This is a genomic window from Rhodococcus sp. P4_F3_2, assembly GCF_056401335.1.
Window position 1 is genome coordinate 34032 of sequence record NZ_JBFUJN010000039.1, and the last position, 22468, is coordinate 56499.

Sequence of the window (22468 nt, forward strand, 5' to 3'; positions counted from 1 at the left end):
TAATAAAGGCGCACAGGGGGTTATCCCATGTGGACTGCACCCTCGGCGGGCAGATCACCCTTCTTGGCGCGGACCAGAACCAGCACTACCGGTGCGATGATCGCCAACAGGATTGCCGCCCAACCGAATGCGGCCGAGTATCCGGATACCTCGGCGCCGAAGAAGTAGTCCGTCATCGAGGCGACGAAGTCCTGCACCGGCTGGGGGAGTAGCGCCAATTGGTCCCCGGTCGGGATGGTCGCATTCGACATGTCGACGGGAATGCCTTCCGGCGGGATCGGCGCCGCGTTGTCGGCGGTGAAGGCCGACTTGGCCGAAGCGTAGATCGTGGTGAACAGTGCGGTTCCGAGTGCGCCGCCTATCTGCAGGGTGGCGTTGACCAGGGCACTGGCAGCGCCGGCGTCGTGGTCGGGAACACCGATCAGCGCGAGGTTCTGCATCGGCACCATCAGCAGGCCCAGTCCGAAGCCGAAGATCGCGAGGCCGGGGAACACGTGCGTCCAGTAGGAGCTGTGTACCTCGATCTGGGTCAGCATGAGCAGTCCTACTGCTGCCACCAGCGGGCCGGCGACCATGAGCGGCTTGGGGCCGATCTTGGTGGACAACTGCGCTGCGATGGTCGACGCCAAGACGATGAAGAATGCCATCGGCAGCGATCCGACGCCGGCCATGACCGGGCTGAATCCGAGCACGATCTGCAGGTAGAACGTCAGGTACAACGTGCCGCCGAGCAGGGCGGCGCCCACCAGCATGGAGCCGATCAGAGCAGCGCCGCGATCGCGATGCCACGGAACGCTCAGCGGTAGAAGCGGATTCTTGCTGCGGCTCTCGACGACCACGAAGATCGCGAGGAAGACCAGACCCAGTGCGATGAACAGCAAAGTGTCCGCCTGACCCCAGCCGTGCTCGGCGCGTGTGAATCCGTAGACCAGTGAGCCGAGCCCCAGGGCGATGAGGACAGCGCCGGGAAGGTCGTAGCTCGTGTCGCCGTGCGCTTTGGTTTCCTTGACGATCGGGACGGCTGCAGCGATGGCGATCAGCGCGATCGGGATGTTGACGAGCAGGCACCAGCGCCAGTCGACGTACTGCGTCAGCACTCCACCGAGGAGCAGGCCGATGGCAGCGCCACCGCCGGAGATCGCGCCGTAGACGGCAAAAGCCTTGGCGCGCTCCTTCTCTCCGATGAAGGTGGTGGTGAGCATCGACAGCGCAGCGGGCGCGAGCAATGCTGCGAAGACGCCCTGGCCGGCGCGGGCGATGAACAGTTCGATACCGCTCTGCGCGATGCCGCCGATGCCGGAGGCAACCGCGAAGCCCGCCATGCCGACGATGAAGGATCGCTTTCGGCCCCAGTAGTCGGCGATACGTCCGCCGAGGAGCAGCAGCGCACCGAACGCCAAGGCGTACGACGTGACCACCCACGCGCGGTCAAGGTCGCTGATGCCCAGTTCCTCCTGGGCTGCCGGTAGGGCGATGGAGACGATGGTGCCGTCGAGCACCACCATGAGTTGAGCGAACGCGACGATGCAGAGCACCAGCCAGCGACGTTGATGATTCGGATTCTCGGAGACAGCCGGGATCGGTGGCAGAGTGCCGCCGTCGACGTGGGACGTGGTGGTCATTGGAAAAAGGTATTCCAGCCTTCTCGGGTGAGTCAAACGAAATAGTTCGTTCGGTTACCATCATCACTATGGCTCCCACTGACGTGACCGCGACGAAACAGCGAATCCTCGACGCTGCGCAAGAAGAATTCGGTACCTACGGGCTTGCCGGTGCGCGCATCGATCGGATTGCGAAGAACGGAAACGCCAGTAAGGAGCGCCTCTACGCCTATTTCGGTGACAAGGTCGCGTTGTTCCACGCGGTGCTCGACGTCGACTTCGAGCAGGCGATGGAGTCTGTCGAGTTCACCGGTGAAGACATGCCCGCGCATGCCGTCGAACTGTTCGACGCAATGCTCGCCAAACCACAGATTCAACGGATGATGATCTGGGGTCAATTGCAGGGTGAGGCACCACGGATGAAGAAGCTGGCCGAGGAACATTCCAGCTGGGTTCCGCGAATGGCCACGATCCGCAAGGCTCAAGAAGACGGCCTCATCTCGAAGCACTGGGATCCCCAGGACCTGATCACGATGCTGTTCGGCCTCGTGTTCGGTTGGGTAGTGGCCCCCGGTGTGGCCGACAACCAGAACGTCGACGCCGACGAGATCGCGCGCCGCCGTGAAGTGGTGCGCGAGGCCGTCACTCGAATCTGCAAGCCGTGACTGTCAGCGAGAGAGGTACGCGGCCCAACCGCCGTAGTCGGTGATGTCAGCTGCGCCGTTTACGGCGTCATGAGTGCAGCTGAAACCGACTGTCGTTCTGCCGTCGGATAACTCGACGCTCGTGAGCGCCATCGGTGCAGGCAAGGCGGCGAGGAACGTTCCCAGGCCAGCCGGTGAGATCCGGAAGATCTCGCCGACGACCGGTGCCCCGAGGCCGGGTCCACGGCGGACCAGGCCGGGCTTCGGGGGCGTCGTGTCGAGAGCGAAGAGCCGGTAGGCATCCGAGGTCGTGACGGTTTCGACGTACCGCGCGCCGAGGTCGACCAACTGTGTGTTGAGCGGTTGCCCGCGCAGGTGAGCGCCGAATACTGCGAGGTCGATTCCGGTATTGACGAGGGCGGGTGAAGGCACACCACCGAGTCGCGCAGCGAGGTCGATGGCGATCTGGTCGTCGAAAGCGGGTACGACGAACATGACGCCGAACGGGTGATCTTCGGCAGTGCGGTGTCCGGGCGCCGCGACGGCCGCCATGTCGAGCAGGTTGCAGAAGTTGGTGAAAGTTCCCATCCGGCGGTTGATTCCGAACGCATCCTCGGTCACGGCGGCGATCGTCGGATGTTCGGTGGTGGTGGGAAGCAGTAGGGCGTCGAACCCGGCGAGGAGTGCCCGGGCAGCTGCCTTGGCGCGGGTGAGAGCGTCGAGATCGTCGACTAGCTGGTATCCGGTGGGGTGCTTCGCGCCGAGCACGATGTCGGACACCGCGGGATCTGCTCCGGCAGGACGAGTTTCGAGGAACTCGCCGGCAGCGGCGTACCGCTGCGCCACCACGGCGCCGTCGTAGAGCAATCGGGCCGCGTCGAGCAGTCCGGAGATGTCGACGGTCTCGGTCTCGGCGCCGCCTGCTACCAGAGCTGTCACAGTGTCCTGAAATGCTGCCAGATACGACGGGCTCAGTTGAGCGAGATCCTCGATTCGGGGGACGGCGACGCGGGGATTCGGCGCCGCCGCGAGACGAACGTCGGAAGGCCAGACGCGGCTGCGGGGATCTCGAGGTTCGTGGCCGACCATGATTGCCGCTGCCGCGGTTGCCGATTCGAGGTCGCCGGCGAACACCGTCAGAGCGTCGTAGTCGATGCAGGCGGGCACTACTCCGTGGACGGGAATGACGCCGAGCGAGAGCTTGAGTCCGTAGATCCCGTGGAACGCTGCCGGCACCCGGCCCGAACCGGCAGTGTCGGTGCCGATTCCGATATCCGCAATCCCCAGTGCCACGGCGACGGCGGATCCGGAGCTACTACCGCCCGAGATCAACTTCTCGTCCCAGGCGCAGCGAACGGCTCCGTACGGACTACGCGTTCCGACCAGTCCGGTGGCGAACTGGTCCAGATTGGTCTTCCCCAGAACAACAGCTCCGTGCTCGATCAACCGTGCAACGGCACTGGCAGTTTCATCCGGCGCATACGCGAATTCGGGGCACGCCGCTGTGGTCGGCAGACCGGCGACGTCGACGTTGTCCTTGACGGCGACCAGGCGCCCAGCCAGGGGAAGGTGCTCGCCTGCGGCGAGTCTGGCCTCGGCCGAGGCGGCATCGGCAAGCACATCTTCCTTGCGGCGCAACGTGATCCAGATTTCGGGGCGATCTACTTCCTCGATCCGCTGGAATGCCTGCTCGACCCGGGCTGTCGGGGTGAAAACTTCTGCTGCGATGGTCATGGTGTGTACTGCTCCGATCAGTCCGTGATGTTGGCGAGTGAGAGCGCGGTGATCGCGCGGGTCACCCGGTCGAGGACGACGTCGAGAGACTCGCCGATGTGCTGGTGCAAAAGCGTGCGGGCCTCGGGCAGATTGCCGGCACGTAGTTCTTCGAGGATTCGAATGTGCTCCGCGATCGAGGTGTCGATGCGGCCGTTGACCATGAAGTCGTACATCCGAACGTGCCGGATACGGGAATTCACCGACAGCAGCGACGCGACCAGTTCATTGTTTCCCGACGCCCTCAGTACGGCGACGTGGAATTCCTCGTCCAGTTCGACGAACCCCGGTTCCTGAGCGGGCGGATCGAGAGCCAGGGCACGCCACCGCACCAATTCGTCGTCGAGGATTGTTCGGTCGTGCCGGATCGTCGGATCTGCGATCGCCCGGGTAATACCTTGTAGTTCCAGAGTGATTCGGAGCTCGTACAGGTCTCGGATCCGCGGGATGCTCGGGCGCACGGCGGAGAACCCGTATTCTTCCCGGCGCAGGAGTCCATCGGCGCACAGCATCGTCAACGCTTCCCGTACTGGTGTGCGAGAAATGCCGAAACGCGTGGAGAGTTTCGGTTCCGTCAGGCGCTGATCGAACCCGATGGTCCCGTTGACCAGTTCGGTGCGTAGTTCCCGGTAGACCACCTCACGCAGTGGCTCCGGCGCCGTATTCATCCCTGTCGACATACCTGTATACGCTATTGATCAGGTGTTTCGTCCAGATGTCTTCGGGTAAGAGCTGAGTTACGGTCGCCGCGGAACTTCAGGAGAAGTCGCGCTGAACCCGCAAGGTTCCGATCGTGGTGGCCAGGCCGTCGTACTGAGTGACCAGCAAGGTGAATTCGATCAACCGACGATCGTCGAGATGCTGCGAGAGCGTTCCCCACGTGTTGTCGGTGATGTCCTTGGTGGTGACCAACTCGTCGACCGCAGTCAAGATCGCACGGTGACGCGGACTCAACTCGGAAGCGCCAGGGCCCTCGATGATTCGGGCCAGTTCTTCTGCGTCGATTCCGGCTTTGCGGCCGAGCCTGATGTGGTGATCCATCTCGTAACCGCAGTCCCGCAGATGCGCGACCCGCAGGATGATCAGTTCGGTGTCGTGGCGAGAGATCTTGCCGCCGGGCATGAGTGAGCCGGAGTAGTGCAGCCAACCGCGGAAGAGCCCACCCGTGCGCCCCAAGGTGCTGAACAGATGCGCATCGGGTGCTCCGGCAGCCTTCGACAGGACACGCCAGATTCCCCAGTTGATCGGACCGAGGTCTTTGAATCGGCCGGGCGGGATGCGGGGGTTCATGCGACTCCACGGATGTGAGAGGGACGGAGGTCGATAGCTCGTTGCGCGATGTGGCGAACCGCAGCGCTGCGGCGGGGCGCGTGTACGCGTGACTTCCGGCCGACGATACCGCGCTCGAACGCGTCGACGGCGTCAGCGACGGTCGTGGTGCCGGCGCTGGCGAGGGTTCCGCGAGCGCCGTCGAAAGAGAGTGCGGTGGTATCGGTGTCGATGTCTCCGATATACGCGACGCCCACCTTGGTACCAAGGTGTTTCATTTCCAGGCGCAACGCGTCGCCCAACGCTTCGACACCGGCGCGCGAAGCACCGAACGGTCCGCGAAATGGGTGCTTCGCCGCGCCGTGGGCCGAGGCGACCACCAGGGCGTAACCATCTTCGTGACTGATGTGGGGCCCCGCTGCGCGCAGGGTGTAGTACGTGCCCATGAGGTTGACTTCGACTGCGCGACGCATGTCTTCGACGTCTCCGCCGAGGATCGACGAGTTCGCCTCGATGCCGGCATTGGCCACGACTACGTCGATGCCTCCCAGCTGCTCAGCGATGTAGCTGACGCCGCGAGATACCTGCTCGAGATCGGCGACATCGCACAACTGCCACGGCGCGCGGCCGCAGGAAGTGGCGACTTGCTCGAGAAGTTCCGGCTCGAGGCCGAGCAGTCCCACGGACGCGCCACGGTCGTACAGGCGTCTGGCCAGCGAAGAACCGATATTGCGGGCAGCGCCGGTGATCAGGATGCGCCGACCCGTCAGATCGTCGCCACTGCTCTTGGCCGATTCGGCCTTGCCCGCCTCGCTCTTACCCATGTGCTGTGTCCCTACGCAGTTACCTTCTGGTCCTCCGACGCTAACACCGCCGGGTAGCTGCGACTGCAAGTACCGCCAACTCCGTCCGAACGGGTGTTCAGACCGATGCGGCCTCGAGACGCGGATGTGACGTGGAAGCCTGGGTCGACCGCAATCGACGGAATCGGACCACGGCAACGACGGCGGCAACAGCGGCGAGGATCACCAACGGCAGTGACGGGCCCATCGTGGGTTCGATGACAACCAGTAGCACCGGCAGTCCGAATCCGAGATAGGTGCCGACGTAGAAGATCCCGGTCAAAGCGCCCCGCGAGGCCGGGGGAGCCAGCGACTCGAGGTCGAGCAGTCCCTCACGCAGACACAGTCCGTAGGCCGTACCGAGGACGAGCGCGCAGACGATGAACAACCCGAGCGCGGGGTGCGCGCCGCCGACTGCGACCAGGCAGTATCCGAGTGCCGCCAGTGCGGCGCCTGTCGTGCCGGCCTGAGGACCCCAATTGCGATGGCGCGCAGCGGTTTGAACCAGGATTCCAGCACCCAGAGTCAGCGCCGCCGCGAAACCCGGAAGGAGAGGACCTGAGTAGCGGTCCCCGAGCCTGGCCGTCATGGTCACGAAAGACACTGTTGCGCTGGCGAACACCCATGGCGCCAACGGAAGTGCCCAGAGCAGTGCGGCCTTCACACCGGTTCCCGACCGCTCTGCGCGGTCGGGAATCTGTGTGAACATCGCAGCTTTGGTGGGAGCAGGAGTACGACTCCACACAGCTGCCGCGGCAACCGAACCCACCGACAAGACGGTCGAGACGACAAAGGGCGTAGCGAGTGGGAAGGCGGCAAATTGTGCCAACAGACCCGAAAACAGTGGTCCCAGTGCAAAACCCGAGGTGAGTACGACGCCCGCCATCACGGTTCCGGACTTGCCGCGAAGGTCGGCCGCCCACGCGGTACCCGCGCCGATTGCCAGACCGGCACCGATACCGACTACGAGGCGCCCGACCATGAGCCCGGGCGCGTCGTGCCAGAGAAGAAGAATCAAGGTTCCGAGCGAGGCTATGAGTGCTCCGGGAAGGACGACTACAGCTCGGCCGACGCGGTCCGACACTGCTCCACCGGTCAACAGGCCGGGTAGGAGTCCGAGCGCATAGATACCGAAAACACCGTCGAGCACGGTATGCGAAAGGCCCTCGTCCACCCGGAGAACCGGGATGAGCGAAGCWAAGTGGTTGGCGGCCCAACCCGTCGAAAGTAGTACGGCCAGTACCGAGATGAACCCGCGACGGGATGGATCGCCCATACCGGCAGCTTAGGCGGGCACCAGATCGCTCACGTCGGCGAGGAGTTCGAACGTGCGCAACCATGCCTCGCGGTTGGTGCCGGTCGACACCGTGATCAGCTCGTCGGCCTGCGCATGCTCGGTGAACTCGTCGAGGTACGCACGCACCTCGGCGGGCGTGCCGATGGCGCTGTACTTGGTCATTTGCAGAACCTGCTGACCGGCGGGGGAGTCGAGCAGCATGTCCGCTTCGTCGTCCGTGAATTTGCGTCCACGCCCGAGAAGAAGACTGACGCGCGAACGCTTGGCCGCGAGGAAGTCCTGCTGAGCCTGCTCATGGGTGTCGGCGGCGATGACGTTGACGCCGGCGATGACGTACGGCTCCGCCAACTGCTCCGACGGCTTGAACTCGCGTCGGTAGATTGCGACTGCGTCGCGCAGGGCGTTGGGGGCGAAGTGCGAGGCAAATGCATACGGCAGGCCGAGCATCGCGGCGAGCTTGGCGCCGAACAGTGACGATCCGAGAATGTAGAGCGGAACGTGAGTGCCCTTACCGGGAACGGCATTGATTCCGGGGACGCGCGAGGTGTCGCCGAGGTAGCCCTGAAGCTCGAGTACGTCCTGCGGGAAGCTGTCCGAAGAACTCGGGTCTCGTCGCAAAGCCTGCATCGTCTTCTGATCACTACCGGGCGCGCGGCCGAGACCGAGATCGATTCGACCGGGGTGCAAAGTCTCGAGGGTGCCGAACTGCTCGGCGATCGTCAGCGGTGCGTGGTTGGGCAGCATGATTCCACCGGCGCCGAGGCGGATTTTGCTGGTGTTCGCGGCGACGTGGCTGATCAGAACGCTGGTTGCCGAAGACGCGATGGAACCCATGTTGTGGTGCTCGGCGTACCAGATTCGCTTGTAGCCCCACTCCTCGGCACGCTGCGCCAAGGTCACGCTGGCGTCGAAGCTGTCTTTGGCGGTTTCGTCGTCCCCGATGTGGGCGAGGTCGAGGATGGAAAGTGGTACGGCCATGGAGGTGGAGCCTTTCTCAGCGAATAGAACGCAAGCGTCGTTGGAAGGTGCAACCATCTGGCCGGCTTTCCTATTTCCCCCTGGTCAACGCCCACAGATGGCGGCGAGGAGGAGAAGGCGTCAAGTCTTTGTCTCAATTTCGGTCATTTCGGATATTTCGGGTGAAAGTGGGGGCTAGATTTCCCGAATCGGAGGTTCTTTCGCATTCCAAGTGAATCGAGACCAGCATGGCCACTGATCGGAAGGCTGTAAACAAGCGCAAAGTACGTGCATTACTAGCCGGAGGACTTGTCCTCGGTATCGGCGCCGCTGTCACCTTGGCAGCGTGGACAGACAATGTTTTCGGCGACGCGCAGTTCAAGACGGGAAGTTGGAATCTCCAGGGCAGTTTCGACGGACTGACGACCTGGGGTGAGTATCAAGTCGACGCTTCCGCCGGCCACTTCCAATTCAGCACGGGATTCAACACACTCGCACCCGGAACGACGGTATATGCGCCGGTAGCGCTACGGATCGGTCCCACGGCCAGCACTTTCGGCGCGACGGTACAACTACTCGGTGCGACGGGCGGTGATGCCGATCTCAAACCCGCCCTGCGGTACTCGGTGTATCGAGGTGTCTCCTCCACGGCCTGCACGGCGGCGGGAATTGGAGCAGGCACAGCATGGGTGGGCACGACAGCTAGTCCGGTGGCCTTGACGGCAGGTTCGGGTTCGGATGTCGCCTTGCTAGGCACGGGTGTGCCGGTCGAACTGTGCTTCGCGGTCACGCTGCCCGCCGGAGTCGACCCCTCGATCGTGTCGGGCAAGGACACCGGGCGCTTGCTCTGGCAGTTCACCGGCCAGTCCACCCCCTGACGCCTGCGTGGTCACACGGCGAATGCGTCAGGTGTACGCACTGGCGGCCTCGGGACTCGTCCTGGGTATCGGTGCAACCACCGTGGCTGCCAGTTGGGTGGACAGCACGATGGGCGATGCATCGTTTCGCACCGGAACCTTCGGAATCGAGTCGAACGTCGGCGGTGGATGGTCGTCGCATGCATCCAGTGCCCCTGGCATTTTCACGTACACACCCTCGGCGCTCCTGATTCGCCCCGGTGCGTTCTCGTACGGCCCGATATCTCTTCGAACAGTGCCGGTCTCGCCGGCAGCATCCGTCACTCTGCAGGCGGCCACGGTTGCCGGCGACTCCACTCTGGCGTCGGCGCTTCGGTATCGGGTGGTCAAGTCGACGACCTGTGATGCGTCAGCCTTCTCCACGGGAACACCACAATTCGTGGTGGGAAGTGCGACGGTGTTTCCGTCGCTCTCAACTGGTTCCGCAGTCGGGGCCATCGCGCTACCCGCCGGTGGAGCGTCCCCGGGCGCCGCGGTGGCGCTGTGCTTCGAGATTTCGCTGCCCGGAACCTCGGCTAATTGGAGTAACTCGGCGTTGATCGGTAAAACGGCAACTCCCACTTGGCAGTTCAGTGCAACACCCTGAAGGAGCTGCAATGCCAACACATGCCCGGGCAACACATGCCCGGACGAAGAAGCGTTCGGTCCCCACGATCATCGGGGACTGCATCCTTCAGGTTCTCGCTGCCGGTGGGGTTGTTTGTATCGCTTTGGTGATCTGTGCCGTCGCCTTCGACATCACACTGATCATGTTCAAGACCGGATCGATGTCGCCGACCATTCCGACCGGATCTCTGGCAGTTGTGCGGGAAGTACCGGCAGATTCCGTCGAGGTGGGCGACGTCGTCACCGTCGATCGGGGAGTGTCCGAACTGCCGGTGACCCACCGGGTCGTCTCCGCTCGTACCCAGGACAACGGCATCACGATTCTCGATCTCAAGGGTGATGCCAACGCTTCGGCTGATCCCGCGGTATACGAGGTCACCACGGTCCGAAAGGTGCTCTGGCACGTTCCGGGATTGGCGCGGGTGATCGTCTACTTCTCGAATCCTCTTGTTCTGGGGGCGATCACGCTGACCATGGCCGCTTTGGTGGTTGCGGTATTCTGGCCGCGCAATACCGATGACGACGATGATGCCGAATTGGCCGAACCGAAAACCGAACCCATTCAGGTTCTTCTACCGCCGGACGGCGGGAGGCAATGAAGCGTCGCCACCTGTTCTCAGTCATCGTATTGGCAGTTGCGGTTGTTCTGGGCTCCGGTTTCTCGTCTCACCCACTGTTCGGAGAGACCGAAGCGGCGTGGACAGACTCCGAATACGTGACCGGTCCGATTTCCACCGGTTCATGGACGACGAGTGGGTACGGCAGAGGCGCCGGCGGGCTCGGGTTGTCCAGTGGCGGAATCGTGATAGATCTTTTCGGCAGTTCGATGTTCGAAGGTGTCTCACAACAGAACACGATTGGAAAGGACCTGGACACAACCAATCTTGTGGTTGCAAAGCTGCTGGGCGTCAACTCGTTGTCCCGGACCGGATCGATCTCGTCGTGCGCTGCCTACTCGGTCGGGCAGCCTGCGAGCGGCCGCTGCCAGTCGGCAATTGTTTCGGATACCGATGCGACGTCGACACTCACCTCGATGACCGTGACAGTGAACTTGCTGTCTCTACTGGGGATTGATCTGGTAAGTGCGCCGATAGTCACTGTGGCATCGCCGATTACGGCAGGGGCTGCGTGCGATACCTCGAACAGGGCATCGGTATCGGCGAGTAGCCCCACGAATCAGGTGACGGTGGGATCTCGCGTCCTCACGATTCCACAGCCTGCCGAGAACGGATCGGTGACGGTGACAGGGGCGGACGCCACTGTGAACGCCGCTGGCTTGGCGACGATTCAATACACGAACATCAAGCTCGTGAGCACGCGAACGTCCACGGCAACAACGGCGCAATCGACGCTGAGCGTGAGTCTTTCGATGGCAGCTTTTGCGATTCTGGGGGCGCAGATACTGGGCACCACAAACGTGACGTTCAATCTTGTAACGGCTCAATGCGGAATTGGCACCGCGACATACCCGGTCACGCCGCTGAGCCTCGCAACCGGATTTGCTGCGCGTGCGGTCAGCCCGACGCCTACTTCGGTGAGCGAACCCCCGTCATCGACGACTTCTTCGACCACGGCAGCTGAGACCACAGCAGCTGAGACCACAGCAGCTGAGAACACTGCAGGGATGACGACCACCGCGTCTGTGCCGACATCGACAGCAACCCCGACATCGACAGCAACCCCGACATCGACAGCAACGCCGACAACGACGGCTACACCAACCACGAGTACACCGGCTCCGGCGGACCCAATCGGGACAGTAATCCAGGGGCCCGTCGGTTCGAGTATCTCCGCCTTCACCACGGATGACGGACTCACCTGCGACGTTGCGCCTGATGCGGACTACACGAGCGAAGTTTCAGTCGAATGCTCGGACGGCACAACGGGTACGGTCCCCGGTTCTGAACTCGGCCCGAAGCCAACCGTACCGGGGGAGTACCTCAGGATCCCCCTGACGAGAGACCACGTCACCGAAGTCGTCACCCTGAAGTCAGCGACACGAAGCTGATCAGTTACGCACGGCATTGGCCATGGCGGCGAACGAGAGGGCCTGACGAGCACGGTCGAGGACAACCGCACGAGAGATGTCGATGTGCGATACCAGCGCCTCGTGGGCTTGCGGAATCTTGCCGTCCAGCACCAGTTCGACGACGGAGATGTGTTCCTCCACGGTGGCCTTCATACGGTCGGGAGTCAGGTAGTCGAACATCCGCACGGGGCGCAGCTTCGAGTTGACGGCCTGCAAGGCGTCGACCAACGCGTGGTTTCCGGACGAGGCGAGGAGCGCGATGTGGAACTCCTCGTCGAGCGTCACGAAACCGGCGTCCGGTACCGGCATCTGTTTGAGAAATGCGTACCACTTGTCGAGCTCGGAACCGAGCGCGTCTCGATCATGAGCGGGGGCCTCACCGTCGAGTACCCGACGAAGCCCGTGCACCTCGAGGAGTATGCGCAGCTCGTAGAGGCCACCCAACTCGTCGAGGTGCGGTCGGTACGGAAAGAGTCCGTGTTCGTCGCGCTCGACCAGCCCGTCGGATTCCAACTTTGCGAGCGCTTCGCGCACCGGTGTTCGCGAGACACCGTAGAGATGGGCCAGGCGTTCCTCGCCCAGTCGTTCCGAGGGCGCGATCTGACCGGACATCAGATCGTTTCGGATCGACCGGTAAACCTGTTCGCGCAGCGGCGGCCGCACACTCATGTCAGATTGCCATCGCTCGACGAACCGCCTCGGTGGACGTGGTGCCGCCCTCACCGGTCGAGGTCACGTGTCCGGCCGCGAGAATGCTGTAATGCTGAGCAGATTGGAGCGCGAAACCGATGTGCTGCTCGACGAGGAGGACACCGAGATCGCCGCGCTCGGTGAGTTCCATGACGGTTCTTTCGATTTCGGCGACCACGTTGGGCTGAATGCCCTCGGTTGGTTCGTCGAGGATGAGGATCTTGGGCTCGGTGATCAAAGCGCGGGCGATGGCAAGTTGTTGGCGCTGCCCGCCGGAGAGAAGTCCCGCGCGACGGTCGAGGAGTGTGGTGAGCGCGGGAAACAGATCCAATGCCTCTGCGATGAGTGCCTTTCCGCGTTTGCGCCCGTCGGCGACCACCCGAAGATTCTCGGCAGTTGTCAGTTGTCCGAACGACTGCTGACCCTGCGGTACGTAGGCAAGTCCGCGAGCGACGCGGGCGCTCGGCCGTAGTCCGGTGATGTCCTCACCGTTCAGAAGTACCTTTCCCCGCGTAGGTTTGATCAGACCGACGGCGGCGCGCAGCAAGGTGGTTTTACCCGCACCGTTGTGACCCATGACTGCCGCAACCCCGTCACTGGGAACCAGTAAGGATACGCCGTGGATTACTTCGGTGCGTCCGTAGCCGGCGCGGATGTCGACGAGCTCGAGCATGATTCAGTCCTCCGGGGTCGGTTCGGTGTCGGCGCCGAGATCGGTTCCGGCAGCGGCTGTGCCGAGATAGACCTCTTGCACCTTGGGGTCGGCTTGAACCTCCGCCACAGTTCCTTCGGCGAGTACTTTCCCAGCGGCGAGCACTGTGACGGACGTGGCGAACGATCGCATGAAGTCCATGTCGTGCTCGACCACGACGACGGTTCGTGCACCGCCGATGCGACGCAGAAGGTTTCCGGTCTCCTCGCGCTCCTCCAGGCTCATCCCAGCGACGGGCTCGTCGAGTAGTAGCACGGAACAGTTCTGCACCAACAACATTCCGATTTCGAGCCACTGTTTCTGCCCGTGCGCCAGAATGCCCGCGGGAGTGTCTCTGAGGTGCTCCAAGCCGGTTGTCTCCAGAGCCTCCTCGATCTCGGGGAGCACACCTTTGCGCCTTCGGAGCAGGTTCCACGCCGAGCGACCGGCTCCCGCCGCGATGTCGAGATTCTGCAGCACCGAGAGTTCTTCGAAGACGCTTGCCGTCTGGAAGGTTCGCCCGACGCCGAGGCGGGCGATCTTGTGAACCTTCTTGCCGAGCAGTTGCTCGCCGGACTTCGTGATCGAACCCGTCGCGGGAACGAGTCCGGTGATGGCGTCGACCAGCGTTGTCTTTCCAGCCCCGTTCGGGCCGATGAGAAACCTGAGGTCGCCCTGCATGAGGGTCAAGTCGACGCCGTCGACGGCCTTGAAACCGTCGAAGCTGACCGAAAGGTTCCGTACTTCGAGGTACTCGGACGACATTCCGGCGTTGCCGCCCAGTGCCGGTGTGGGTTCGCTGGTGGCGGTTGTGTTGGTCATGACGACACCTCCACTGGTTCGGGTTGGGAGACCTTGACCGGCGGGTCGGCCGGGGTCTCACGCTTCTTGCGGTGGCGCATCAGGGCGAACAATCCGGCCACACCTGCCGGGAAGAACCCGACCACGACGATGAACATCAACCCTTGTGCGTAGATCCATCCCGAAGGGAGTTTCTCCGAGAATGTCGACTGCGCCCAAGCGACGCCGATCGCACCGAGTACCGGACCCAGAAGCGTTGCGCGGCCACCGATCGCGACCCCGATGAGGAAGGCGATTGACGGAACGATTCCGACGTCGGCGGGGGAGATGATGCCCACGATCGGAACGAAAAGCGCACCGGCGATACCGGCGAGGAACGCCGCGGTCACGTAGGCGACCAGTTTGATGTTCGCCGGATCGTATCCGAGGAAACGTACGCGCTCCTCTTGATCGCGGACGGCGACGAGGAGTTCGCCGTATCGGGAGTTCATCAGCTGGCGAATCAGAGCGACCGATGCGAGAAGAACTCCGGCGGCGATGAAGAACAACATCTGCTTGTTCGCCGGATCGTTGAGGTTGAAACCGAAGAACGTGCGAAAGCGGTTGAGGCCGTTGCTGCCACCGATCGACTGCTGGCCGATCAAGAGGATCGCGAAAGCCGCGGCGAGTGCTTGCGAGAGGATCGCGAAGTATGCGCCCTTGACTCTCCGCTTGAACACACCGAGTCCGAGGAGAAAGGCAACAGCGCCAGGCAGGAAAAGGATGGCGAAGATCGCCACGAATGGCGAGGCGAACGGTTGCCAGTATCCCGGAAGTTCTGTTTTGCCGGCGATGGACATGAAGTCCGGGACCGCGTCGCCCTTGAGTTCGGCATCGGCGATCTTGAGGTGCATCGCCATCACGTACGCGCCGATTCCGAAGAAGACGCCCTGGCCGAGCGTGAGCATTCCGCCTCTGCCCCAAGCCAAGCCGATGCCGACAGCGACTATGGCGAAGCACAGGAATTTGGCCAACAGTGACAGCCTGAAGTCCGAGAGCACAGCCGGAGCGATGGCGAACAGCACGATCGCGGCAAGTGCAAAACCGCCCCACACCCGAATTCGGGAATTGTTCAGGATGCTCATACGAGGCTCCTCGTCTTGACTGCGAACAGGCCCTGCGGCCGAACTTGAAGGAAGACGACGATGATGACGAACACGATCACCTTCGCGATCGACGCCGTCGTCGAGTACTCGATGAACGAGTTCAAGATGCCGAGGGCGAAGGCCGCGATCACGGCTCCCTTCATCTGACCGAGACCGCCGACGACAACAACCAGGAAGGCGTCGATCAGATAGGACTGGCCGATGGTCGGGCTGGTGGAACCGATGAGCGTCAACGCGACACCCGCGACGCCGGCGAGTCCGGAACCGAGGAAGAAGGTCGTGATGTCCGTACGACGAGAGGAGATTCCGCTCGTCTCGGCCAGATCGCGATTTTGCACGACGGCCCGGATGCGTCTACCCATCGACGACTGCTTCAGCGCGACCGAAAGCGCGATCACCGCTGCGATCGCCAACACCAGAATGAAGATGCGGGTTTTCGGTACCACGGCGCCGAAAATATCGACCCCGCCCGAAAGCCAGCTCGGCGCCGAAACATTGACTGCCGGCGCGCCGAAGATGTCGCGCGCCAACTGCTGAAGAATCAATCCGACGCCGAATGTCACCAACAGGGTGTCGAGGGGTCGGTGGTACATCCGCGATACCAGGACCACTTCGAGCACGACACCCATCAGTCCGCCGACGACAAAACCGACCAGCAGAGAAATGATCAACGATCCCGTTGCATTCGAGATCACCTGCTGCACTACGTATGCGGTGTACGAGCCGGCCATGATGAACTCGCCGTGTGCCATGTTGATGACACCCATCTGCCCGAACGTGAGAGACAATCCCAACGCTGCCAACAGGAGAATCGATCCGATACTCAAACCCGTGAACAACTGTCCGATCACAACATCCATGACAGACGCTCCACCTCTCTACTCGTCGATTCCGTCAATTCCGCCTTTCGTCGATCAGCTGCCGAGTCCCTCGGCCCAGGGGTAGTTCTTCAGGTACGGATCCGGCTCGATCGGCTGTCCCGAATCCCAGACCGTGTAGATCAGTCCATCGGAACGGATTTCGCCGATTCGGGCAGTCTTGGTGATGTGGTGGTTGTCGCCGTCGATGGTGACGAGTCCTTCGGGTGCCTGGAAGGTCACACCGTCGGCGTTGTCCTGAATATCCTTGACCGCAAACGAGTTGGCCTTCTCGACGGTGTTCTTCCAGAGGTAGACGGAGGTGTATGCCGCTTCCATCGGATCGGACGTGGGCTTGTCCTGGCCGAACTTCGCCTTGTACGCCTCGACGAACTTCTTGTTCTCGGGTGAGTCGATGGTCTGGTAGTAGTTCCACGCCGTCAGCTGGCCTTCGACGTTCTGGACTCCGATACCGCCGACCTCTTCCTCGGCAATGGAGACGGAGACGACGGGCATGTCGGCGGGCTTCAGGCCGACATTCGAGTATTCACGGAAGAACGCGACGTTGGAATCACCGTTGAGTGTGTTGAACACGGCATCGGCGTCGGCTGTGCGGACCTTGTTCACGATGGTGGAGAAGTCGGTCGAGCCCAATGGCGTGTAATCCTCGCCCTTGATCTCGATGCCGTTCGCTGCCGCGTAGGCCTTGATGATGCGGTTGGCGGTCTGCGGGAACACGTAGTCGCTGCCGACCAGATACAGCGACTTGACGCCCTTCTCCTTCAGGTAATCCAGAGCCGGGATGATCTGCTGGTTGGTCGTTGCACCCGTGTAGAAGATGTTCTTCGAATCTTCCAGTCCCTCGTACTGGACCGGGTAGTAGAGCAAGGAGTTGTTGTCCTCGAACACCGGCAGCATGGCCTTGCGGCTCGAGGAAGTCCAGCCACCGAAAACTGCTGCGACGCAATCGCTGCTGATCAGTTTCTCGGCCTTCTCGGCGAACACTGTCGGCTCCGACGCGCCGTCCTCTGCCACGATCTGGATCTTCTTGCCCAGCACACCGCCGGAATCGTTGATCTCCTGCACCGCCAACGAGATGGAGTCGCGGACCGTCACTTCACTGATGGCCATGGTGCCCGAGAGTGAATTCAGAGAACCGACCTTGATCGTGTCCCCCGAGGTGTCGACGCACGACGTAGCCGTCGAATCTCCCGATGCGGTGTCTGTCGCCTTGCTTCCGCAGCCGGTGAGAACCAAGCCCAGCGCGGCGAGAGCGGCCGGCGCGGCAAGGGTGCGCTTCGAGAAGGTTCGCATGTACGGGCCTTTCGTGTCGATGGCTCTGGCAGACAATGGCTCTGACAGATCTGTATCCGGAGTGCGTATACAACGCTGTATTCGTCGAGTGCACAGAGTAGGTGGAAGTTGTTGCGGTGGAATGACTGTCGGTGACAAGTGTGTGTCCGGTGTTTCGATTGGATGTCCAGGACCTCACACCGCAGGTCAGCGAGGGTGCGGTGTTAGCATCGACGAGAAATTGATCAAGCACTCGCTTGACGATCGGAACGTCGGAAGGATCTTCTCGTGCGCTCGACCCGACGGGACGAAATACTCGCTCATGCGGCCAAGCTGTTCAGTGAGCGGGGAATCGCCGCGACGACGGTACGCGACATCGCCGACGAAGTCGGGATTCTCTCCGGCAGCCTCTATCACTACTTCGACTCCAAGGATGCGATAGCCAACGAGATCGTCGTCCGGTTTCTCGAAGACCTCAACGTCAGGTACGAAGACTCGATCGAGTCGGGAGGTTCGGCCCGAGATCGCCTGGCAACGATGGTCTCGGTGTCTTTTGCGTCGGCGGTGGATCACCCGTATGCCACGGAGGTCTATCAGGGAGAAGCCATACTTTCGTCGCAACCGGCGGACGCGCCCATCACCATCTTGGTTCAGAAGGCACACAGCTACTGGCGATCGGCTATCGCTCGCGGAATTGCCGACGCGGAGTTTCGGGAAGACATCGATCCCGAACAGTTTCACCGTCTCCTGCGTGAATCCGTCTGGTCCACCGTCGCGCAGTATCGCCCGCAGCTTTCCGAGTTGGCGGATGATCTGCAGCGCAATCTGATTTCGGTTTTCCTGGACGGCTTCGCCGCACGTTCCGTCGACGGCGAGCCGGTGGCACGCATTGCGCAGCGCACGACGAAGAAGGAAGCGCAGACCGTATCTCCTGCCTCCGAATTTGCCGAACTCCGCTCTGACTCCCAAATGGCCGAACTCCGTTCGGACGTCGACGAATTGAAGTCCGTCATTCGCGAACTCAGCTCCTCGATCCGGCAGCTGCAGAAGCCGTAACACCGCAGTTCCTACGCGTGTAGTTCGAATTTTGACTATCGGTGTGACCCAGTGCATACTTCTGTTCACACTCATAAATCAAGCGCTTGTTTGATTTACCAAGCAGAGTTTGGACGGGAGATTGATGTGAGACTCGGAAAGGCGATTGCCGTCTGCGCGGCAGTGGTCCTCGGGGCGAGCGCGTGCGCATCTGCCGGTGTCATTCCCGAAGACACCATCGTCATCGGTTTGGACGAGGACTCCACCGGGCCCGGTGCGTCGTACAGCACGATCGCCGGCAAGACCGTGCGTATGACTGTCGACCTGATCAACCAGGCCGGCGGAATCAACGGCAAGCAGGTCGAATTGGTTGTCGAGAATGACGAGAGCAGTCCCACCAAGACCCCGTCGATCATTCGGAAGTTGGTCGATCACGGATCAAGTGCGGTCATCCTCGCCACCGGCAGCGGGTCGGTGCTGCAGGCCAAGTCGATTCTCCAGCAGTCGAAGATTCCCGCGATAGCTCCGGTCGTTCTCAGCGACGCCTTTGCCTCGGCGCCCGACAACGACTTCTCGTTCATGATTCCGAACTCGTTGAAGCAGTACGCCCAGGTGTACTGCGGGGCTTTCGAGAAGATGGGGTACAAGTCCCTGGGAATTCTCGGTGACGCGAGTGCGTCCATCGACGGAATCATCAAGACCCTGCGGCCGGCGCTCGAGAAGTGCGCGAGAGTGACGGGCGTCGAAAAGGCGCCGGTCGATGCCGCGGACATCACCGCACAGGTCTCACGTCTCGCGGAAACCGAACCGGACGCGATTCTGGTCGCCAGTATCGGCGGGCACTTCGAAATCCTCGCGCACAACACCTTGTCGAAGATCACCCCACAGACGCAACGCTTCTCACTCGCTTCCATCGGAAACCAGCCCGCATCTTGGGCTTTGGCGGACCCGAAGGCGTTGAGCGGCATGGTGTACATGGGCTCGCTCAGTGAGAACAACCCGAGAACCGCCGAACTGCGTCGCAAGGTGCAGGCGGTGAAGGGGCCTGATTATCAACTGACTGCCTACGACGCACAGGCGTACGACGCCGTCATGATGTTGGCCGAGGCAATCGAAATTGCCGGCGACCACCGAGATCGGACGGCCGTTCGTGATGCTCTTCAACAGGTTTCGGCACTTCCCGCCAGCTTCGGCCAGGACGGATTGACACTGTCGTTCTCCTCGCAGGATCACCTGGCTCCGGACAGCCTCTGCGGACTGGTGCTCGTCGAATTCGGTGAGGACAACAAGCCGGCCCATCCGTGGGATTCCTACCAACCCCCGTGTGGATAACCGAGGAGCCTTGACATGACAGACGCACAACTGTGGCTCGCTGCCATCGAGATCGGTGCATTCTTTTCACTGATAGCCCTCGGAATGTATCTCGTGGTGGTCGGCGCCGATTTCTTCAATTTTGCGATGGGTCCGTATGCGATGGCTGCGGCCATGGCGTCGAGTTGGGTCGCGATCAATTACGGGCTCGCTCTCTGGATTGCCATGCCGCTAGGGATCGCGGTAGCGGTGGCGCTGTCGATCCTGACGGAAAAGCTTGTGGTCAAACAGGTTCAGAAGCGATCGGGTCGTGGGGAACTACCGGCGTTGGTGGCTGTGACCGCAGTACTGTTCGGGATCCAGCAGCTCGCCGGCACTGTCTTCGGCCGCACACCACTTCCCGGGCAGAAGATCTTCGACTTCGATCCGATATCGGTGCTCGGTGCCACCGTCGACAGTTCGACCGTTGTACTCGTCGTCGGAACTGCAGTGATCTTCGTCGGTATCGGACTGTGGCTGAACCGGTCCACCTCGGGCCGTCTGCTTCGCGCCGTCGGCGACAGTCCGGATGCCGCCCGCGTCCTGGGCTTGCCGGTGGATCGGGTACGCCTCATCGCGTTCACCCTCGCGGGTGTGATTGCCGCCGTCGCCGGACTTCTGTTCGCTCCCAAGGCCGGTGTTCAGTTCACGAGCGGTCTGTCATGGACGCTGACGGCATTCATCGCACTCGTCATCGGTGGTACCGGCCGGAGTTGGGCTCCGCTGATCGGCGGAATGGTGTTGGGCGTCGTCCAGGTATTCGCCCCGTACTACTTCGGTGCGAGTGCTGCTCAAACCGCGATTCTGTTGATTGCCCTAGTGTTCTTCGCTTTCCGTCCGGAAGGCTTGCTCTCGAGGAAGGTTCGCGTCTGATGGCCTCGCTTTCTACCAGTCCGCTGACGTCAAATCCGCCCGCTACATCCGGCGGTCCCCGGACGAGGATGCTCGCCGTGTCACGAGAAGCGCTGATCACCGTGGTCGTGGTTGCTGCCGTGCTGCTGTGGATGGGGCCGAGTCTGTACCGGCAGGATCTGGTGTTCCTCGCTGCGACGTATTCGCTGATCGCACTCGGCATGTACGTGCCATTCGTGCTCGCGGGATCACTGTCGATGGCGTACAGCGCGTATGCGGCGATCGGCGCGTATGCCGTTGCGCTGATCTCGGTTCGGACCGGGTTGTCGATGTGGTGGGGATGGATTCTCGGCGCCCTCGCCGCTGCAGCGGTTGCAGTACTTCTCAGCTTGGCAACGCAGAAACTCTCCGGCTTCTACCTTGCCGCGGTGACCTTGTTGTTCGGTATCGCTTTCGAGCACTGGTTGATCGACGGACCGAGTTTCACCGGCGGATCGGCCGGGATCTCGGGTGTCGAGACTGTGACGATGTTCGGCTGGGAGCCACCGCGCTACGCATTGGTCGTGTTCGCGATCTTGTTCGTGTGTCTGATCGCGGTCGCTGTCGATCGACTCCGGAAATCGGTGTGGGGGCTGATGTTGCAAGCTGCCCGCGACAATCGTAATGTCGCACGGTCTTCCGGCGTCAATCCTGCGCACCTGACCGTCGTGGCGCTGGCGATCGGTGCCGCGATCGCGTCGACCGGCGGATCGCTTTTCACCGTGTCGGTGCAAGCTGTCACTCCTGAAACCTTCACTCTCAGTATTGTTTTCCTTGCAATCTTCATGCCGATCATCGGCGGTCGCGGTTCGGCGTGGGGTGCTCCGCTCGGTGCATTGATCGTGGTGATCGTGACGCTGAACATGCCCGGCTACCAGGGAAGCGGCGAACTCCTGCTTGCCGGAGCCGTCCTGGTGATCCTCATCGTCGCGCCTGGTGGGGTGATCGGTTGGAGTCAGAACGTTCTGGGTCGAATGAACCGTCTGTACAAGGAGCGTGGCAATCGATGACTCGGCTACTCGAAGTGAGCGGGCTCCACAAGTCCTACGGCGGCGTCCGCGCTGTCGACGATGTCTCGTTCAGCGTCGGACCGGGAGAGGTGATCGGACTGGTCGGCCCGAACGGGGCAGGCAAGACCACACTGGTGGACTGCATCTTCGGCACACAGCAAGCAGATTCCGGAACCGTCGCGCTCGCGGGTGCTGCCTTGACCGGGCCGTCGGAGCGCCGTGCACGGCAAGGGCTCTCGCGCACGTTTCAACATCCGCAGCTCGCGGCGGAACTCGACGCCGTCGACAACATCATCCCGGGACTGTACGGGCACAAGATCACCTCACCTCTGCACTCGCTGTGGTGGGCGATCAAAGGACCTTTCGAGAACTGGGACCGGACAGCACAGCGGGCCCGGGAGATTGCTGCGCGATACTCGGTCACCGACGTCGAGAGTGCTTGCGGGGATCTCAGTTTGGGGGCGCAGCGTCTGGTCGAGGTGGCGCGGGCGATGGCGACCGAACCCGATGTTCTCCTGTTGGACGAACCGTTTGCCGGCGCGGATCACGACGGCATCGCTGCCATCTCCGGTGCCGTGCGATCGATTGCCGCGCAGGGCAAAGGAGTAGTCCTGGTCGATCACAACGTCGATCTCATCGCGGCGCTCGCCACCAAGATCGTGCTGCTCAATTTCGGATCAGTGGCGTTCTACGGACCACCGCAGGAGTGCTTGGCCAGCGACGCGATGCGAGAAGTCTATTTCGGTTCCGAATACGAGGAAGGCGCCTGA

At 62.1% G+C, this 22468-nt stretch carries 23 protein-coding genes; 10 read left to right on the forward strand and 13 right to left on the reverse strand.

Going from position 1 to position 22468, the window contains the following annotated elements:
- Window positions 1-20: 20 nt before the first annotated feature.
- The gene (locus tag AC1DWA_RS28510; RefSeq protein ID WP_003941517.1) at window positions 21-1622 is read right to left on the reverse strand and encodes an MFS transporter; all 1602 of its coding nucleotides are present in this window, start codon (window positions 1620-1622) and stop codon (window positions 21-23) included.
- 68 nt (window positions 1623-1690) lie between these two features.
- Between AC1DWA_RS28510 and AC1DWA_RS28515 the strand changes: the two genes are divergently transcribed.
- Window positions 1691-2266 carry a TetR family transcriptional regulator gene (locus AC1DWA_RS28515; RefSeq protein WP_019744460.1) on the forward strand — a complete coding sequence of 192 codons (576 nt, stop codon included), beginning with the start codon at window positions 1691-1693 and terminating at the stop codon, window positions 2264-2266.
- A gap of 3 nt (window positions 2267-2269) precedes the next feature.
- Here the strand turns inward: AC1DWA_RS28515 and atzF are convergent, their stop codons facing one another.
- The 6 genes from atzF to AC1DWA_RS28545 all read right to left on the reverse strand — a co-directional run bounded on the left by atzF (window position 2270) and on the right by AC1DWA_RS28545 (window position 8404).
- Window positions 2270-3979, reverse strand: coding sequence for an allophanate hydrolase (atzF, locus tag AC1DWA_RS28520; RefSeq protein ID WP_477847267.1), 1710 nt, complete (start codon window positions 3977-3979; stop codon window positions 2270-2272).
- A 17-nt stretch (window positions 3980-3996) separates the two neighbouring features.
- Window positions 3997-4698, reverse strand: a complete 702-nt coding sequence (locus tag AC1DWA_RS28525) for a GntR family transcriptional regulator (RefSeq protein WP_019744458.1) — start codon at window positions 4696-4698, stop codon at window positions 3997-3999.
- A 76-nt stretch (window positions 4699-4774) separates the two neighbouring features.
- Window positions 4775-5308 carry a carboxymuconolactone decarboxylase family protein gene (locus AC1DWA_RS28530; protein WP_019744457.1) on the reverse strand — a complete coding sequence of 178 codons (534 nt, stop codon included), beginning with the start codon at window positions 5306-5308 and terminating at the stop codon, window positions 4775-4777.
- Entirely contained in the window at window positions 5305-6111 is an 807-nt protein-coding gene (locus tag AC1DWA_RS28535) for an SDR family NAD(P)-dependent oxidoreductase (protein ID WP_477847270.1), read from the reverse strand. Before AC1DWA_RS28535 ends, AC1DWA_RS28530 begins: the two co-directional genes overlap by 4 nt.
- Before the next feature lie 97 nt (window positions 6112-6208).
- Window positions 6209-7405, reverse strand: a complete 1197-nt coding sequence (locus AC1DWA_RS28540; RefSeq protein WP_477917362.1) for an MFS transporter — start codon at window positions 7403-7405, stop codon at window positions 6209-6211.
- Window positions 7406-7414: 9 nt separating this feature from the next.
- Window positions 7415-8404, reverse strand: a complete 990-nt coding sequence (locus AC1DWA_RS28545; protein ID WP_020906723.1) for an LLM class flavin-dependent oxidoreductase — start codon at window positions 8402-8404, stop codon at window positions 7415-7417.
- Window positions 8405-8631: 227 nt separating this feature from the next.
- On the opposite strand from AC1DWA_RS28545, the gene AC1DWA_RS28550 reads away from it, so the two are divergent.
- The 4 genes from AC1DWA_RS28550 to AC1DWA_RS28565 are packed head-to-tail and all read left to right on the forward strand — an operon-like array spanning window position 8632 to window position 11914.
- Window positions 8632-9261, forward strand: coding sequence for a SipW-dependent-type signal peptide-containing protein (locus AC1DWA_RS28550; protein WP_019744453.1), 630 nt, complete (start codon window positions 8632-8634; stop codon window positions 9259-9261).
- A gap of 7 nt (window positions 9262-9268) precedes the next feature.
- Window positions 9269-9886 (forward strand): hypothetical protein, encoded by a 618-nt coding sequence (locus AC1DWA_RS28555; RefSeq protein WP_020906724.1) that lies wholly within the window; start codon window positions 9269-9271, stop codon window positions 9884-9886.
- Between the two features lie 10 nt (window positions 9887-9896).
- Window positions 9897-10505 (forward strand): signal peptidase I, encoded by a 609-nt coding sequence (locus tag AC1DWA_RS28560; protein ID WP_030535532.1) that lies wholly within the window; start codon window positions 9897-9899, stop codon window positions 10503-10505.
- On the forward strand, window positions 10502-11914 hold the full coding sequence (locus AC1DWA_RS28565) for a hypothetical protein (RefSeq protein WP_020968889.1): 1413 nt from the start codon (window positions 10502-10504) through the stop codon (window positions 11912-11914). The genes AC1DWA_RS28560 and AC1DWA_RS28565 overlap by 4 nt, the downstream gene beginning before the upstream one ends.
- Here the strand turns inward: AC1DWA_RS28565 and AC1DWA_RS28570 are convergent, their stop codons facing one another.
- The 6 genes from AC1DWA_RS28570 to urtA are packed head-to-tail and all read right to left on the reverse strand — an operon-like array spanning window position 11915 to window position 17433.
- Entirely contained in the window at window positions 11915-12604 is a 690-nt protein-coding gene (locus AC1DWA_RS28570; RefSeq protein ID WP_020968890.1) for a GntR family transcriptional regulator, read from the reverse strand. It lies immediately after the preceding gene.
- Window position 12605: 1 nt separating this feature from the next.
- Window positions 12606-13298 (reverse strand): urea ABC transporter ATP-binding subunit UrtE, encoded by a 693-nt coding sequence (gene urtE / locus AC1DWA_RS28575; RefSeq protein ID WP_003941544.1) that lies wholly within the window; start codon window positions 13296-13298, stop codon window positions 12606-12608.
- A gap of 3 nt (window positions 13299-13301) precedes the next feature.
- Entirely contained in the window at window positions 13302-14138 is an 837-nt protein-coding gene (urtD, locus tag AC1DWA_RS28580) for an urea ABC transporter ATP-binding protein UrtD (RefSeq protein ID WP_019744448.1), read from the reverse strand.
- Complete coding sequence (gene urtC, locus AC1DWA_RS28585; protein WP_020906728.1) at window positions 14135-15241, reverse strand: urea ABC transporter permease subunit UrtC; 1107 nt, start codon at window positions 15239-15241, stop codon at window positions 14135-14137. Before urtC ends, urtD begins: the two co-directional genes overlap by 4 nt.
- Window positions 15238-16122 (reverse strand): urea ABC transporter permease subunit UrtB, encoded by an 885-nt coding sequence (gene urtB / locus AC1DWA_RS28590; protein ID WP_003941514.1) that lies wholly within the window; start codon window positions 16120-16122, stop codon window positions 15238-15240. The genes urtC and urtB overlap by 4 nt, the downstream gene beginning before the upstream one ends.
- Before the next feature lie 54 nt (window positions 16123-16176).
- Window positions 16177-17433 carry an urea ABC transporter substrate-binding protein gene (gene urtA / locus AC1DWA_RS28595; RefSeq protein ID WP_019744446.1) on the reverse strand — a complete coding sequence of 419 codons (1257 nt, stop codon included), beginning with the start codon at window positions 17431-17433 and terminating at the stop codon, window positions 16177-16179.
- A gap of 267 nt (window positions 17434-17700) precedes the next feature.
- Here urtA and AC1DWA_RS28600 point away from each other — a divergent pair, with 267 nt between their 5' ends.
- The 5 genes from AC1DWA_RS28600 (at window position 17701) to AC1DWA_RS28620 (ending at window position 22468) form a co-directional block, all read left to right on the forward strand.
- Window positions 17701-18468 (forward strand): TetR/AcrR family transcriptional regulator, encoded by a 768-nt coding sequence (locus AC1DWA_RS28600; RefSeq protein WP_477847276.1) that lies wholly within the window; start codon window positions 17701-17703, stop codon window positions 18466-18468.
- Between the two features lie 126 nt (window positions 18469-18594).
- Window positions 18595-19779 (forward strand): ABC transporter substrate-binding protein, encoded by a 1185-nt coding sequence (locus tag AC1DWA_RS28605; RefSeq protein ID WP_019744444.1) that lies wholly within the window; start codon window positions 18595-18597, stop codon window positions 19777-19779.
- Between the two features lie 15 nt (window positions 19780-19794).
- Window positions 19795-20670, forward strand: coding sequence for a branched-chain amino acid ABC transporter permease (locus tag AC1DWA_RS28610; protein WP_020906730.1), 876 nt, complete (start codon window positions 19795-19797; stop codon window positions 20668-20670).
- A gap of 68 nt (window positions 20671-20738) precedes the next feature.
- The gene (locus tag AC1DWA_RS28615; protein ID WP_223257992.1) at window positions 20739-21698 is read left to right on the forward strand and encodes a branched-chain amino acid ABC transporter permease; all 960 of its coding nucleotides are present in this window, start codon (window positions 20739-20741) and stop codon (window positions 21696-21698) included.
- Window positions 21695-22468 carry an ABC transporter ATP-binding protein gene (locus tag AC1DWA_RS28620; protein ID WP_046378188.1) on the forward strand — a complete coding sequence of 258 codons (774 nt, stop codon included), beginning with the start codon at window positions 21695-21697 and terminating at the stop codon, window positions 22466-22468. The genes AC1DWA_RS28615 and AC1DWA_RS28620 overlap by 4 nt, the downstream gene beginning before the upstream one ends.